Source organism: Paenibacillus woosongensis (assembly GCF_030122845.1).
Taxonomy (GTDB): Bacteria; Bacillota; Bacilli; order Paenibacillales; family Paenibacillaceae; genus Fontibacillus; species Fontibacillus woosongensis_A.
In genome coordinates, this window is record NZ_CP126084.1 from 2943447 (window position 1) to 2959192 (window position 15746).

Annotated in this window: 10 protein-coding genes and 1 pseudogene; all 11 read right to left on the reverse strand. The window is 55.0% G+C overall.

Annotated features, from left to right (window positions below):
* Window positions 1-31 precede the first annotated feature (31 nt).
* The 11 genes and pseudogenes from QNH46_RS13455 to mutS all read right to left on the reverse strand — a co-directional run bounded on the left by QNH46_RS13455 (window position 32) and on the right by mutS (window position 15713).
* Entirely contained in the window at window positions 32-1285 is a 1254-nt protein-coding gene (locus QNH46_RS13455; protein ID WP_283924774.1) for a methionine gamma-lyase family protein, read from the reverse strand.
* A 66-nt stretch (window positions 1286-1351) separates the two neighbouring features.
* The gene (gene hflX / locus QNH46_RS13460) at window positions 1352-2647 is read right to left on the reverse strand and encodes a GTPase HflX (RefSeq protein WP_283924775.1); all 1296 of its coding nucleotides are present in this window, start codon (window positions 2645-2647) and stop codon (window positions 1352-1354) included.
* 13 nt (window positions 2648-2660) lie between these two features.
* Window positions 2661-3653, reverse strand: a complete 993-nt coding sequence (locus tag QNH46_RS13465) for an AAA family ATPase (protein ID WP_283928435.1) — start codon at window positions 3651-3653, stop codon at window positions 2661-2663.
* A gap of 81 nt (window positions 3654-3734) precedes the next feature.
* Window positions 3735-4427: a YdcF family protein gene (locus tag QNH46_RS13470; RefSeq protein WP_283924776.1), complete on the reverse strand. Its 693-nt coding sequence runs from the start codon at window positions 4425-4427 to the stop codon at window positions 3735-3737.
* Window position 4428: 1 nt separating this feature from the next.
* Window positions 4429-4989 (reverse strand): ribonuclease FAU-1 family protein, encoded by a 561-nt coding sequence (locus QNH46_RS13475; protein WP_213592132.1) that lies wholly within the window; start codon window positions 4987-4989, stop codon window positions 4429-4431.
* Window positions 4990-5178: 189 nt separating this feature from the next.
* Window positions 5179-7830 carry a transglycosylase domain-containing protein gene (locus QNH46_RS13480; RefSeq protein ID WP_283924777.1) on the reverse strand — a complete coding sequence of 884 codons (2652 nt, stop codon included), beginning with the start codon at window positions 7828-7830 and terminating at the stop codon, window positions 5179-5181.
* 129 nt (window positions 7831-7959) lie between these two features.
* A complete protein-coding gene (gene hfq / locus QNH46_RS13485) occupies window positions 7960-8199 on the reverse strand; it encodes an RNA chaperone Hfq (protein WP_213592129.1) in 240 nt (79 codons plus the stop codon).
* A 24-nt stretch (window positions 8200-8223) separates the two neighbouring features.
* On the reverse strand, window positions 8224-9198 hold the full coding sequence (gene miaA / locus QNH46_RS13490) for a tRNA (adenosine(37)-N6)-dimethylallyltransferase MiaA (RefSeq protein WP_283924778.1): 975 nt from the start codon (window positions 9196-9198) through the stop codon (window positions 8224-8226).
* Window positions 9195-9968: a class I SAM-dependent methyltransferase gene (locus QNH46_RS13495; RefSeq protein ID WP_283924779.1), complete on the reverse strand. Its 774-nt coding sequence runs from the start codon at window positions 9966-9968 to the stop codon at window positions 9195-9197. Before QNH46_RS13495 ends, miaA begins: the two co-directional genes overlap by 4 nt.
* A 14-nt stretch (window positions 9969-9982) precedes the next feature.
* A pseudogene (gene mutL, locus QNH46_RS13500) lies at window positions 9983-12095 on the reverse strand (DNA mismatch repair endonuclease MutL).
* A gap of 534 nt (window positions 12096-12629) precedes the next feature.
* On the reverse strand, window positions 12630-15713 hold the full coding sequence (mutS, locus tag QNH46_RS13505) for a DNA mismatch repair protein MutS (protein ID WP_283924780.1): 3084 nt from the start codon (window positions 15711-15713) through the stop codon (window positions 12630-12632).
* Between the last annotated feature and the right edge of the window lie 33 nt (window positions 15714-15746).

Genomic DNA, 15746 nt, shown 5'->3' on the forward strand with positions numbered 1-15746 from the left:
GCGGCCTGTGTTCCTTAACAAATACATCGTCTTATAACAAATTCCGATCCTTCATCGTTTGCAGCGCCGTCAATAGACCGAACTTCACGTGCGAATAAGTGAGTCCGCCCTGCATATAGGCAATATAAGGCTCCCGCACAGGCGCATCTGCGGATAATTCCAGACTGCCTCCCTGTATAAAGGTACCTGCGGCCATAATGACCGGATGCTCGTAGCCCGGCATGTCCCAGGCTTCCGGCACGACGTATCCGTCCACGGCGGCGGCACGCTGAATTCCTTGCACGAATGCAATCAGATGCTCAGGCCCGCTGAAGGAGATGGCTTGAATCAAATCAGTCCGGGTATCGTTCCAGCTTGGACGGCTCTCAAAACCAGCACGCTCGAACACGGCAGCGGCGAGAATGCTCCCCTTGATCGCCTGTCCCACCGTCGTAGGAGCGAGGAACAATCCCTGGTAGATGCCTCTCGTCGTCCCCAGCATGGCTCCTACCTCCGCGCCGATGCCCGGCGCCGTCAAGCGATAGGCGGCGAGCTCCACCAAATTCGCGCGGCCGCAAATATAGCCTCCCGTCTCCGCCAAGCCGCCGCCCGGATTTTTGATTAAAGACCCCGCCATCAGGTCGACCCCGACCTGCGTTGGTTCCAGCTCTTCGGCAAATTCGCCGTAGCAGTTATCGACGAAGACGATGCAGTCCGGTTTGATTTCCTTCACCTGGCGAACCATTTCGCCAATTTGGGCTACTGTAAAGGAATTGCGCCAGTCATAGCCGCGGGACCGCTGAATTCCGATCACTTTCGTCCGTTCGGTCACCTTCGCGCGCACACTCTCCCAATCTATCTCTCCGTTCTCTAGCAATGCCACCTCGTTATAGCCAATGCCAAAGTCCTGCAGCGACCCTGTTCCATCACCTAGATGACCGATTACTTTATGCAGGGTGTCATACGGCGTGCCCGAGATGTAGAGCAGCTCATCGCCAGGGCGAAGCACACCAAAAAGCGCCGTAGCGATCGTATGTGTGCCCGACGCAAAATGCGGACGCACCAGTGCCGCCTCGGCGCCGAATACATCGGCATACACAAGATCAAGCACTTCACGCCCGCGATCATTATAACCGTAGCCTGTGGAGCCGGAGAAATGATAATCACTAACCTGATGCCGCTGGAACGCTTCGATCACCTTCCACTGGTTCCGGTCGACGATGCGGTCGATCACCTTAAACTGGCTAGCAACCTGCTGCTCCGCTTCTTCCAGCCATGCTACGATTTCTTCTGCAAAAACTGCCATAATGTCAAAACTCTCCTCTGCCCATGTATATCAATTCATTTAATTTTCCGGCCGCAGCCGATGATGTTATGCGCCATGCTCCATTCGGTAAGGCGCCAGCGCCGAGCCGTATTTCTCATAATCCTTCTGGTTAAGGATGACACGGTAGACAATGACGTCTTCCTCAATGCTTCTGTCGATCACGTTCCCTACGCGATATAGCAAGGAAGCAAGATCCCCGCGCTGCGCCGGAATGCGGAACGTAAAAGTCCCTCCGTACAAATGCTGCTGTACCGCTTCCCGGATACGCAGCAGATCCCCTTCATCGAAGGCGCTCACTTTGAGAAATCCCTTTCCGGATGGAAGCATTTCCAGCCGTTCCGGGGAACACATATCCTTCTTGTTGAACAGCACGAGCTGAGGCGTGCTTCCCGCGCCGAGCTGCTCCAGAATCCGCTGCACGATTTCCATCTGATCCTCCCGCATCGGCGAAGAGGCGTCGACGACATGTAAAATAAGGTCCGCCTCGTTCGCTTCCTCCAGTGTGGCCCGGAAAGCGGCAACCAGATCATGCGGCAAATTCTGAATAAAGCCGACCGTATCGGTGATGATGACCTCTTTGCCGCTCGGCAGCTCCAGTGAACGGGTGGTCGGATCAAGCGTGGCGAACAGCTGATTTTCGATATATACGTCCGCCGCAGTCAACGCTTTGAGCAGCGTCGATTTGCCGGCGTTCGTGTAACCCACCAATGCCAAATGAACGACGCCCGTCTCCTTGCGGCGTTCCCGGTGCAGCTTGCGGTGACGGGTCACTTCCTCCAACTGCCGCTTCAGCTCTCCAATACGCCGCCGGATGTGCCTGCGGTCCGTCTCCAGCTTGCTCTCGCCCGGACCGCGGGTGCCGATTCCGCCGCCCAGCCTGGACAAATTTTTGCCATGGCCGGACAGGCGCGGCAGCAAATAGGTGAGCTGAGCCAGCTCCACCTGAATGATCCCTTCCCGCGTCTTTGCGCGCTGGGCGAAAATATCCAAAATCAGCTGCGTCCGGTCAATAATCTTTACATCGAGAATATCCTCAAGATTCCGTACCTGAGCCCCCGACAGCTCCTGGTCGAAAATGACAGTGGTCACATTAAAATCCTGGATCGCCTCGTGCAGTTCATCGACCTTCCCTTTGCCGATAAACCATTTCGGATCGGGCTTATCCCGGTTTTGGACGAGGGTGTCCGCCACCTCGACCCCTGCGGTCAGAGCCAGCTGCACCAGCTCATCCATGGAATAGGCGGGGTCGACCCCGCCGTTCTTCACTTCCTGCGTAGTCAGGCTGACCAGGATCGCCCGGTCAGGTAATTCCGTATTCGTCTCGTACAGCGAATTCGTCATTCATCTTTGCTCCTTATGGGCGCCGTTCTTCCTTCACATCCAGCTTCAAATCCTCCTGCCGCAGCGTCATTAATTCCAGTTTGCCGGGCGATCCGCCGCTGTACTGCGATAACAGGCGGACCGCTTGGCTGCGAATCGAACGTTCAATGACGTTGCGAACGTATCTGGCATTGCTAAAGGCATGCTCGCCCTCACACTTTTCCCGCAGCAGATGCTGCTTTAATTTGAGTATCGCCTGCGGCATCAGAATATAGTCCCGTTCCTTGGCCATGCCTTCCGAAATTTGGATCAATTGATCGACGGTATAATCCGGAAAATCGATCACGATCGGGAAACGCGAGGGCATCCCCGGATTGCATTGCAAAAAAAAGTCCATTTCATCCGAATAACCGGCCAGGATAAGGATAAACTGGTTTTTCTGATCCTCCATCGATTTCACCAGCGTGTCGATCGCTTCCTTGCCGAAGTCCTTCTCGCCTCCGCGCGCAAGGCTGTACGCTTCATCGATAAACAGTATGCCGCCCAGCGCTTTCTTGACGAGGTCTCTTGTCTTCTGCGCTGTATGGCCGATATACTCCCCCACAAGGTCCGCACGCTCCACCTCGATCAAATGGCCTTTGCTCAGCACGCCAAGCCGCTGGAACATCTTCGCGACGATTCTGGCAACCGTAGTTTTGCCTGTGCCGGGATTTCCCTTGAACACCATATGATAGACTTGCGGGTTCGACAGTAACCCTGCTTCTGAGCGCATATCCGTAATTTGCAGCAGCGCATATATTTCATACATTAAGTCCTTAATGTGATTAAGTCCTATAAGTTGGTCTAATTCCTTTTGTATTTCTGCGAACGCACCTTGCTGAGGGATCGCTTTGGCCGTTGACTGGTGCTCAGCTTCCGCTAGGCTCTGCGTAACGACGGGGGGTTCGGGGTTTCGGAGAATTACGTTGATCTGTCTGGAAGGCCTCTCTTCGGAAGATCCGCTTCTGGCCACAACATGCCCTGGCATCATAGAATCACCTCTTCGTATAAGGGGTAGGATCACTCTCTTCCTCCAGTGTATTCTCTCTTCCGAACCATTATTAGAAGACTATAAATCCAGACCTAACGCAAGGGCGGCCTGATCCAGCTTCCATTTCGTGTACGCAAGCACTTCGCGAAGTGTATTCGGAACCGGCTTCAGCACATTCGACTTCGTCAGGGACAGCTTTGGATGCTGATAATTCAAGGCATTGGCGATTTCAAGGGAGCGATTCCCGTGAAACGTATGGGTCATGATGAGCGCGGAGACAAGCCCATGCTCCTTCATTATTTCTTGACTGAATTTCAAATTCTCATACGTGCTGGTTGCCTCATTCTCTAGCAGCATAGCTTCCCGAGGGACGCCATGCTCGGCCAAATAATTCGCCATGCCTTCGGCCTCGGTATACTTGTAGCCCTCCTGATCCAAGCCTCCCGTAAGGAGAAACATCTTGAACTTGCCGGCCTCGTACTGCTTAAGGCTATGGCGAAGCCGCTCTTCAAGTCCCGGGCTTGGCCGATCTCCCCACATGGCAGCCCCTAGGACAATGCCGACATCCGCCGGCGGCGTATCCATGGTCGCTAGGGCAGGGCTGCGTTCAACGCTGCCGATCTGTGCCAGCACGTACAGGAACCAGCAAACGCATAACACGGCGAACACGATCCCCCAACGAAGCAGCCGAATGTATAGCGGGCGCCGTTTGCGCCTGTCCTGCATGCCTAAATATGAACGATTCCTTGTCCTTCTCCCAAAACGAATCATCTTAACCTCCAGAACGGAACGGCTCGGAATCCATAAAGCCGCTGCGGAAATGCTCAAGGGACATTTCAAAATAAGGGAACTGATGCCGGTTGATTGCGTCCAGCACTTCCCGAGCCGTCTCCATCGCCATATCATAATCCTTCACCGTAATATCGCCCTTGGTCAGCGCTTCATCCAGCTCGTCCTCGTCCATCAGGAATACTTCCCCATTCTTCAGCACAACGATGTCCAAATACAGGTCATCGAACCAGGGAACGCCTTGATCAGTAATGCCTTGATTTTTGCATACGTCAATGTACCACTCGACAATTTCGCCCTTGTCATCGAACATCGCCGTGACAACATAGCGGCATCCTTTCGGATAATATTGGAGCCAGGTATAGCCTTTATCCGCAATGCGAAAGGTATGGCCCCCGTAAGTCTTCCACAAGGGATCTCGCAGCGCAAAAATAGTGTACAACGTCACATAGCCGGTAAACCTGTCGCTTTCCACATACTTGGATTTAAATTGACGCTGGGTAATGCGTCGCCAGTTCGCTCGGTCTCCAAATTTTCGCTTCATGGTATATAAACCCTTTCAACACAATGTAATCTCAGCTTACCATATTTGAAAGAGAGTCACAAAACTGAAATTATACAATTCAGCAATATTAACTGTTTCTTTCCGCCAAGCAGCAAAAACACCGGCAGTCTTATTCATAAGACTGCCGGTGTTATCGGTATTGCCTCTAATATGGCCTCTAGCCTTGCCTTAGCCTCCTGTATTCAACCCTGCAGCAGGATCAGCGAACGGATCAACTAAGCCACCGTCCTCTGGGGGAGGTGTAATCGCACCGCCGCTGCCGGATTCGGCGCCGCCGGAGCCGTCGGCTCCTCCGGAATCACCGCTGCCGTCCCCGGTTCCGCCTTGACCAGGTATCTCGCCTGAGCCGCCGTTAGGACCATTGCCATTGCCATGACCATGGCCGTTACCGTTACCGTTGCCCTGGCCATTTCCATTACCTTGCCCATTTCCATTGCCATGGCCTTGACCTGGGATGTCTTGGCCGCCTCCACCCTGGCCTCCCTCCGGAGCACCGCCGTTCTGGCCATCATCCGGCGGGAATGGAATCTGCTCTTCCTGCCCTGGGTCGATATCGTCCATCGGTTCCCCTCCGGAAATATCGATTGTTACCTTATTAGACGGGCCGCTCTCGGCATCATTTACCGGATCGTAAGCAGTAACGTAATACTCATAGCTCGTTCCCGGTACGACGCTCAAATCCTCGATCGATGCCGTAGCTGCATCCAAATAATAGGTGAATTCGGATTCCGAGGCTTCCTTGCGGTAAATGCGGTAGACAGCACCTTCCTGGTCAACACCGTTCCAATTCAAGGATACCGTCTGCGTATCCTCGCTATAGGAAGCCGTTAGGCCGCTCGGCGTGTCAAGCTGGTCCACAGGCGGCTTCGTCTCCTGCATGTTCTTCGGCACAGGGAAGTCTTTGACTGGAACGCCTTCCAGTGCTTCCTTCATCACGGCCGCGAACAGCGCTGCGGTCTGTCCGCTGCTTCCATTCAGCAAGTGATCCTTATCCGGATTGTCGTAACCCATCCAGACCGCCCCCGTCCATTCCGGCGTATAGCCGACGAACCAGACGTCGCGGTTCTTGCTGCTCTTCAGGTTCTTGATGCCATGCTGCGTCGTTCCCGTTTTACCGGCAACCGGCCGGTTAAGGCGGGCTTTCTTCCCCGTTCCCTCATTAACGACATCCTGCAGCAGATCCGTCATCTGATACGCGGTCTGCTCCTTAAGCACCTGCTTCTGCTTCGGCGCGTCCGCTTTGTGAACCTCTTTGCCGCTATGATCGACAATAGACTTGATCGAGTACGGCTCGTTATATTTCCCCTGGTTCGCAAAAACGCTGAAGGCCGAGGCCATTTCCAGGGTATTCGTTCCATGCGTCAAACCGCCAAGAGCAACCGCCAGGTTACGGTCGTCCTTATCCATGGTGATGCCCATTTCCGTCGCATATTTCACACCGGTAGAGACGCCCACCTCATTGAGCAGCCATACTGCAGGAATGTTGATCGATTTCGTTAATGCGGTTCTAAAGCTTATCGTCTTGGAATATGACCCGCCTAGGTTGTTAGGGCAATAGTTGCCGAAACACTGCTTCTCATTGCTAACCATAGAATCGGGAGTAAACTTCCCAGTATCCAGCGCCGGCGCAAAGGAAACGATCGGCTTAAACGTTGAACCCGGCTGCCTCCGGCTATCGAGACGGCTGAAGCCCTTCCGCTGGTAATCGCGTCCGCCAAGCAGCGCAACCAGACTTCCGTTCTCATGGTTCATAATGACCATCGAGGCCTGAACCTGCTGGTCATCCTTGCTCTTCTCGAAGAAATCGTCGTTCTCAAACGCCTTCTCCAGCGCCTTCTGCGCCTTCATATCCATCGTGGTGTAAATTTTATAACCGCCGCGGTTAAGCTGGTCTTCGGTCATGCCCCACTTGTCCTCGGCTTCATCCAGGACATAATCCTTGAAGGCCTCGAAGCTCTGGCCTTTTGTCGGAGGCACGTAGTCGTACACGACTGCTTTAGCTTCCTCCATCTCCGCTTGGGTAATGTAACCCTGCTCATACATCAGCTGGAGAACAACCGCCCGGCGCTGCATCGACAGCTCCGGATTACGGAGCGGATTGTATTTGGACGGCCCTTTCGGCATCGCTGCCAAGGTGGCCATCTCCCACAACTTCAGGTCGTTCAGGTCGCTCTTGCCGAAATAGCGGATCGATGCAGCCTTAATGCCGTACACCGTACCGCCGAAGTTAATCCGGTTCAGGTACAAGGTAATGATTTCATCCTTGGTGTTGTTGCGCTCGAGCGCCATCGCGATCGATACTTCCGTCGCTTTCCGGAAGAATGTTTTGTCGAAGTCCAGGAAAATGTTTTTTGCAAGCTGTTGGGTAATCGTACTGCCGCCCTCGACCAGCTTGCGAGCGACGATATCCTTAACGGCGGCCCGGCCGATCGCCCACAGGTCGACACCGTTATGCTCATAGAATCGTTTGTCCTCCGTCGCAATAAATGCGTCCTTTAGCAATTTCGGAATTTGCTCGGACGTGACGGGTTCGCTTTTTTCCAGCGACAATTCACCCATCAAGTTGCCGTTGCGGTCGTACACCTTCGACGTCTCGTAGACCGTCAGCTTCTCTCTGTTCTCGGCCAATATTTTCTCGCCGTTAATCGTAATGTACAGGTAACCCGCAATAGCGCAAAATATAGCTAACGCGATCGTAAAAAACGAAGTCCACAATATTCGTTTAGCCGTCAGCTTCTTCTTTTTATTGGCTTTCGGCTTCGCCGCCTTCGAATCCGGCCTGCTGCTTCTTTCCAATCTGGAAGGTCTCTTCGTAGACATGGTTATCTCTGACTCCCTTCTTGCCAGTGTCACATTGTACGGGAAAGAAAAGAACAACCTTGTATCAGGTTGCTCCGCTCTATTTCCTATACCATTAAACGTAACAGCTTTAAAAAAGTTTCAACGGGCTTAAGCTTCGCCTTGATTTTCCTGCATTAGCGAAACATTGCGCTGCGGCTGAAACGTCGAAATCGCATGCTTGTACACCATTTGCTGGCGTCCGTCGCTATCGATGACGATCGTGAAATTATCAAATGCTCTAATCGTCCCTCTAATCTGAAAACCGTTGGTCAAGAAGACGGTAACAGGGATGCTCTCTTTACGCAATTGGTTCAAGAACGTATCTTGGATATTAATGGACTTGTTCATTAGCCGTACCCCCAATAGAAATCATTAGTGTTTTGAATTATATTCAAGATCAGTGGGAAACTTTCCTGCTATTATAGCATGAGCGGCATTTAAATTCCCGGAAAAATTTTGGCCGTCGCCCACGTCGATCCACGAAATGTCCTTCATCCGCCGAAACCAAGAGAGCTGACGCTTGGCGAACCGCCGGGTATCCCTCTTTAATTTCTCTATCGCTTCATGAAGGGGCACACCATCCTGAAGATGTTCAGCCATCTCCTTATAGCCGAGTCCCTGCATGGATACCATATCCCGGTTATATCCTTTATCCAGCAGTCCCTTTACCTCATCTACCAGTCCGTTAGCGATCATTTCGTCAATTCGCTGTTCAATACGGTTATAAAGCATTTGACGGTCCATTGTCAAACCGATTAAGCACAATTCATATGGCGACTGCTTACTCTGGCCCTCCAATTGCGACGATAGCGTCTCCCCCGTCAGATGATAAATCTCCAGCGCCCGCACGACCCGGCGCACATCATTCGGGTGCAGCCTGGCCGCAGAATCAGGGTCAATGAGGGCTAACTTCCGGTGCAGCGCCTCCACGCCCTCTTCCTCGGCCATGCGTTTATGCGATTCGCGGAATGCCTCATCCATTCCCGCTTCCGTAAATTGATATTCATAGCAGACCGATTCGACATATAAGCCTGTGCCTCCGACAATAAACGGCAGCTTGTTCCGTTCATGGATTTCCGTAATCAGCTGCTTGCTCCATTCCTGGAACTGGGCGACCGAAAACGGCTCATCCGGCTCCAGGACGTCGATGAGATGATGGGGAATTCCCTGTGTCTCCTCCGGGGTAATTTTAGCCGTACCGATATCCATACCCCGGTAGACCTGCATCGAATCGCCGGAAATAATTTCGCAGGAGAAAGCCTTGGCAATCTCGATGCTTAGTTTCGTCTTGCCAACGGCCGTCGGCCCGACAAGGACGAGCAGCCTGGGTTTATGTTGCCTGTTCAAAGGGTAATCACTCCGTACGTTATTTTGGACCGGACGCGCCCCGTGACGCGAAAGCCCAGTCTTTCAAACTCGCCGCTGCCGATTTTTTCTTTCAAAATGACCTTCCTCCGGGCGACGCGGCAGGCTTCGAATATAGCCGCCTCTTCCAGGCAGCTGTTATTGGCGAACGCGCGCAGCGGCGAAATGGAGGAGGATTCCAGTACGGGATCGCGGAACATCGGGTCGAAATAGACGATGTCCGCGCTCTGATCCGGCATTTGTTCAAGGAGCTCCAGATGGTGGCCATGCCTTGGCTCAATGCGCCGCAAAGCTTCGTCAAAAGGCTGCAGCCCGGACTCATAATAAGCCAATCCTTCGCAAAGCAGCGCCCATAGCGGCAGTGAATCTTCCATCGCAATCACCTTGCCTTCTGGCCCCGCGCCAAGCGAGAACATAATAGAATCCGAACCGAGCCCGGCCGTGCAATCGATGACCGTGTCGCCCGGACAGATGCCCGCTGCTTCCAGCATTGTGTCTTTCTCGCCTTTAAACATCCGCTTCGCCCGCACGAACGACATGCTTGGATGGAAGGCCATCGGCTGCTCGCCCGGACGGTGCAGACGCGCTCCGCCTTCGAGTACGACGAGGATATCCTCGCCGGGATACCGTTCGGTCATTCTCTTCATCGATGCCCGGTTCCTTGGGACAAAACGGCAGCCGGCCTTGCCTGCAAGGGCGGCGGCACGCTCCACAGCGGTCGGCGCATTGTGCTCTCCGGTCGTAATTATCAATCTTCTTCCTCCGATCACATGACTCGTTTGAACAGCTTCTCCAAATCGTAGGTCGAGAAGCTGACCACAATCGGTCTTCCATGCGGACAGGTATACGGCTGCTTGCAGGCCGCCAGCCTCTGGATAAGGGTGGTTGCTTCCTCTGGCGTCAGCTTCTGGTTCGCCTTGATCGATGCCTTGCAGGAGACAAGAATCGAAGACTTCTCCCGCAGCTTCGCCAGGTCGATCTGCCGTTCCTGCAGCACCCACTCGGCCATTTCTTCGATGATGGCCGCCTCCTCCCCCGAAGGGAACCAGTAGGGATGGGAGACGACGCGGAACGTGCCGCCGCCGAAATGCTCCAGAATGACCCCAGCGCTCTCGAACCAGTTCAGCCGTTCCTTGAGCTTCTCGCTTTCCGCTGACGTAAATTCCAGCGTGATCGGAATGAGCAGCTCCTGGGAAGCGTCCGCCGGGTGACCGAATTTCTCATAGTAATATTCATAATTGACGCGCTCATGAGCGGCGTGCTGATCGATGAGATACAGCCCGTCCTCGTTCTGCGCGATCAGGTACGTTCCGTGGTGCTGCCCGATCAAGGTCAGCTCCGGGAAGGCCGGAAGCTCCGGCGCCGCCTCTGGCGAGCCGTACAGCGCTTCCGGCATGCGGCCGCCCGCCTGCGGGGCGGTGTAACCGCTGCTGCCGGCATAGGCGGCAGCTCCCCGCGCCCCGCCGGGCGGCCCTGCGGCTGCGGCGCTGGCCGCGCAGCCGCGTCGCTCCCCGGCCCGCCATCGCGGCCGGGGAGGCGCCTGCCCCGCCGCCGTAGGGCGGGGCGGCTTCGCGCAGCGCGGCGGAGCCTGCGGCCGTCTCTTGACGGCCGAGGCTGTACGCGCTGCCAGGGCGCTCGGCGCCGCTGGCGGGGCGTTGGTGGTGGGTTTCACCACCAACGCTGTCGCTGCGGCGCCAGGCGCCAGGCGCAGGCTCCGCGGATGCGGGGCCTGGCGCTGGGGCGTGCCCCGCGGCTTCAGCGCCGTGCGGGGGCAGCCCTGGCCCAGGGCCGGCGGCGTCCGTGCGCGCCGCCGGGAAGTGGAACTGCTCTTGAATAACCGAGCGGTTCGCGCCCTTGCCGATGGTCTGCTTCACGACCTGCGGGATCAGCACCTGGCCTTGCAGCAGCCGGCGGATGCTCTCCTCGACGAACGCGTTCAGCTCGGCCTCCTTGCTGAACCTGACCTCGAGCTTGGACGGATGCACGTTCACATCGACCAGGGAAGGGTGCATCTCCAATTGAAGTACAACGAGCGGATAGCGATTGATCGGCAGCAGTGTATGATAAGCCCGCAGAATGGCCTGATACAATCCCTGGTTGCGAATATACCTGCCGTTCACGATCGTGGACATGCCGCTGCGGTTTGATCGGGTCAGATCCGGCCGCCCGACGAAGCCGCTTATTTTGTAATCCAGATTGTCCGCTGCGATTGGAACCATGGCTCGCGAAGCATTGATCCCGTAAATTGCGGCGATCACCTGCAGCAAATCTCCGTTGCCTTGCGTTTGCAGCAGTGTATTGCCGTTATGGCGGAGCGTGATGGCGATCTCAGGGTGTGCCAGCGCCTGACGGTACATCACGTCGGAAATATGCCCGAGCTCCGTCTGGATCGTCTTCATGTATTTCAATCTGGCCGGCGTGTTATAGAACAGCTCCTTGATCGTAATATCCGTTCCCTGCGGAGCGGCCGTTTCCTCGTTCTGCTTCAGGGAGCCGCCTTCGATCACGATGACCCGGCCAAGGCCGCTGTCATTGCTGCTCGTCACTAGCTGCACCTTGGCAACGGCCGCGATACTCGGCAGCGCCTCGCCGCGGAACCCGAGGCTGCGGATTTGGAACAAATCGCGCCCGGAGAGCAGCTTGCTCGTCGCATGGCGATAGAACGCCTTCTCGCAATCTTCCGCCTCGATCCCCGAGCCGTTATCCGTGACCCGGATCAACTGCAGCCCGCCTTCCTCGACCTGGACGTCAATTTTGCGGGCTCCCGCGTCAACCGCGTTTTCGACCAGCTCCTTGACGACCGAAGACGGGCGCTCCACGACTTCCCCAGCGGCAATCTGGTTGGCAATATGCTCGTCCAATACAACAATATGGGCCATCATCACTCACCTCTTCCTGCACTTTTCTGGGATTATTGTAAATATAAGAGGAACTAGTGATCCTCCCGAATATCTTGGATGATCTCCCTTGCCAGTAAGGGTCTAGTTCGCTAAATATCAGCCGATGTACATTAAGAATCCGTAGACCATGATACGTACACTAAGATACCGTACACTAAGGTACAAATCCCAAACGTAATATTATAAATGGAATTCATGCATCTATCTAGGCTCTAAACGATTGTTTTAGGGAAATAGATGGATTTATACACCTAAAATCTAACATCCCGCCCATCATTGGCAATTTCCCTGCTTCTAACGACATGAAATCCATTAAAATCTATGTTCCCTTTTTTACCGCAGAAACTAACCGCAATAAATCCATTTATTATAAGTTAAACGATAAAAATGAATGGGAGGCAAGAACGTAAATCGCTCCTGCAACCGCTATTGCTCCTAGATTCCCTAGATGAAATAGGTTCAAGAGATGTTTTCCCCTGCCTTCGTCCCATTGTTGAGTTCACCCTACATAGATTATAAATTTTTAGCTTTCATCTTCAAATCATTGACCAGTTGCATCGCCTGAAGCGGCGTCATATTCAGCAGATCAGCATTCTTCACCATATTAAGTATGCTGCGCACCTTGGCATCTTCCTCAGAAGATCTTGCTTTCGCGACCGGCAATTCATCTCCAAAAATAGAGAGCTGCACGACTTCCCCATTTCCCGGCGCCTCGTTTGGTGCTGAGGAGGATGCCTCCTTCGGGCCCTCGATCTCTTTAGCGGCCATTGACTGATGCGGTTCCTGCGGCCCCTCGACTCCCTCAGCAACCGTTGACTTACCCGCTTCCTTCGACCCCTCGACTCCCTCAGCAACCGTTGACTTACCCGCTTCCTTCGACCCTTCGACTCCCTCAGCGGCCGTTGACTTACCCGCTTCCTGCGGCGACGCTGCGCTCCAAGCCTGGTTTGCGGTTTCTGCCACGGCTTCCTTTACCGTCCCTGTTTGATGCAGTACTGTGCCGCCAGCCAGTGCCTCGGCACCAGCCTCGCTCTCCTCTAGTACACGCAGCCCTGCTGCCGCTTCCTGGGAGCCAGCCTGTGCAAGTCCGCCTAAAAGATTAGCCGATTGTACAGCGACTCCTGAGGCTCGTCCATCCGCAGCTTCTGCTGACTGCTGGACGGCCTGCCCGCTTCGGCGCTCAACGCCTCCAGAAGCGACCTCGGCAGCCGCCTGCTCGAAGTCCTGCAGCAGTCCATACGCACGGTCGATAATTCCGCCCGGCAGTCCGGCCAGCCTGGCGCAGTAGATGCCGTAGCTTGAATCCGCCGCGCCCGGAATAAGCTTCCGCAGGAAGTGCACCTTGTCTCCGCTCTCCTGTACGGCCATCGAATAATTGCTAAGGCCGGAGAGGCTGGATTCCAGATGGGCCAGCTCATGGAAATGCGTGGATACGAGCGCCTTGCAGCCTATATGATCATGGACGTATTCGATAACCGCCTGTGCGATGGCCATACCTTCGCTTGTCGACGTTCCTCGTCCGAGCTCATCGATGATGATCAAGCTGCGCGAGGTGGCTTTCTCCGTCATGACCTGAATGTCGGCCATTTCAACCATGAAGGTGCTTTGTCCGCCGATCAAATCGTCGGCCGCGCCGATACGCGTAAAAATCCGGTCAATCATCGGAATTTCCGCCGACGCGGCAGGCACGAAGCTGCCGATTTGCGCCATGATCGATATAAGCGCCACCTGGCGCATGTACGTGCTTTTTCCGGCCATGTTCGGACCCGTAATGAGCAAAATGCTCGCTTCTTCCTGCTGCAGCTTCGTGCTGTTGGCTATGAACGCAGCATCGCTCATGACCGATTCGACGACCGGATGCCGTCCCTGCTCGATGACCATATTATAGCCGTCCGTCAGCACGGGCTTCACAAATCCGCTATCCGCAGCCACCGCGGCAAGGGAACGGTACACATCAATCACGGCCAACTGCTCGGCCAGACGCTGCAGACGGGTGATCTCCCCGCTGATCCGCTCGCGCAGCTCGGTGAACAAAGCGTACTCCAGGTCGACCATTTTTTCCTCAGCCTCGAGAATCAGCGTCTCCTTCTCCTTCAGCTCCGGCGTCACGAACCGTTCCGCATTCGCCAGCGTCTGCTTCCGTTCGTACCTTCCTTCCGGCAGCAGGGACAAGTTTGCTTTCGTCACCTCAATATAGTAGCCAAACACTTTGTTGTAGCCGATCTTCAGCGATTTGATGCCGGTAGCCTGGCGTTCAGCGGCTTCCAGCTCGGCAATCCACCGTTTGCCGTTCGTTCCCGCTTCCCGCAGCTCGTCCAGGCGCTCGTGATAGCCTTTTTTGATGATGCCTCCGTCACGGACGGATACGGGCGGCTCGTCCGCAATCGCCGCCTCGATTTGCTCCGCCAGATCGACGCACTCATCCATCTCTGCTGCAACCCGGGCAAGCGTCGTTGAAGCCGAAGCCTGGCACAGCGCCTTGATTGCCGGCACCTGGCGCAAGGACTGCTTCAGGGCGATAAGATCGCGCCCGTTGGCGCTGCCAAAGGCGATCCGGCCTACGAGCCGCTCCAAATCATAGATCTGCTTTAAGGCTTCCTTCAAATCCTCCCTCAGTATAAAAGACCCGTACAGATGATCGACCGCCTCCAGCCGCTCCTCAATCAGGCTGCGGTGCAGCAGCGGCTTATCGATCCAGCGCCGCAGCATTCTCGCCCCCATCGACGTCTCTGTCCGGTCCAGCAGCCACAGCAGCGAACCGCGCTTGGATCGTTCACGCACGGTTTCAACCAACTCCAGATTGCGGCGGGTAAACGGATCAAGAATCATGAAGTTCTCCGGCTCATATGCCGAGATCTTTGTCAGCTGCCCGAGGGAGCGCTTCTGCGTCTCGCTTAAATAGCCGACCAGCAGCGCCACACAGTCGCGGCGTTCCGGCTCAAGCCGCACCCAAGCCGCCTCTCCGAACTGCTTGCGGCCGAGCTCGTCCTTCGCTTTATCCCACGGCGTATATACGATCGGTTTGCTGATAGGACTGCTGGACTCGCGCAGCCAATCCAGCAGCGCGCCGTCCCCGATAATTTCGGACGGATCGTATAGCCCAACCTCGTCCCGCAGCCATTCCTTACTGGCCGGAGCAGAGCTGGCGTACAGTTCTCCGGTGGACAGGTCGCAGGAGGCGATAGCCATCATGCCCTGCCGCTCCGTAATGCATAAAATGTAGTTATTCGCCTTCTCACCGACCGTTTTCCCTTCCATGACCGTACCCGGTGTAACGACCCGCACGATTTCCCGGCGTACCACGCCTTTGGCTTCTGCCGGGTCCTCCGTTTGTTCACAGATCGCAACCTTGTACCCTTTCTCGATCAGCCGGTGAATGTAATTCTCGGCAGAATGGTAAGGAACGCCGCACATCGGAATTTTCTCGTCAGTTCCTCCTGCTCTGGCCGTTAACGTAATTTCGAGTTCTTTCGCAGCCAGTATCGCATCGTCAAAAAACATTTCATAAAAATCGCCCAGCCGGAAAAAAAGAAACGCATCCTGCGCCTGGGCTTTGACACTTAAATATTGTTGAATCATCGGCGTATAGGTTGCCATGATCATCCTCCATGCCCATTTCGTAGACTTCTA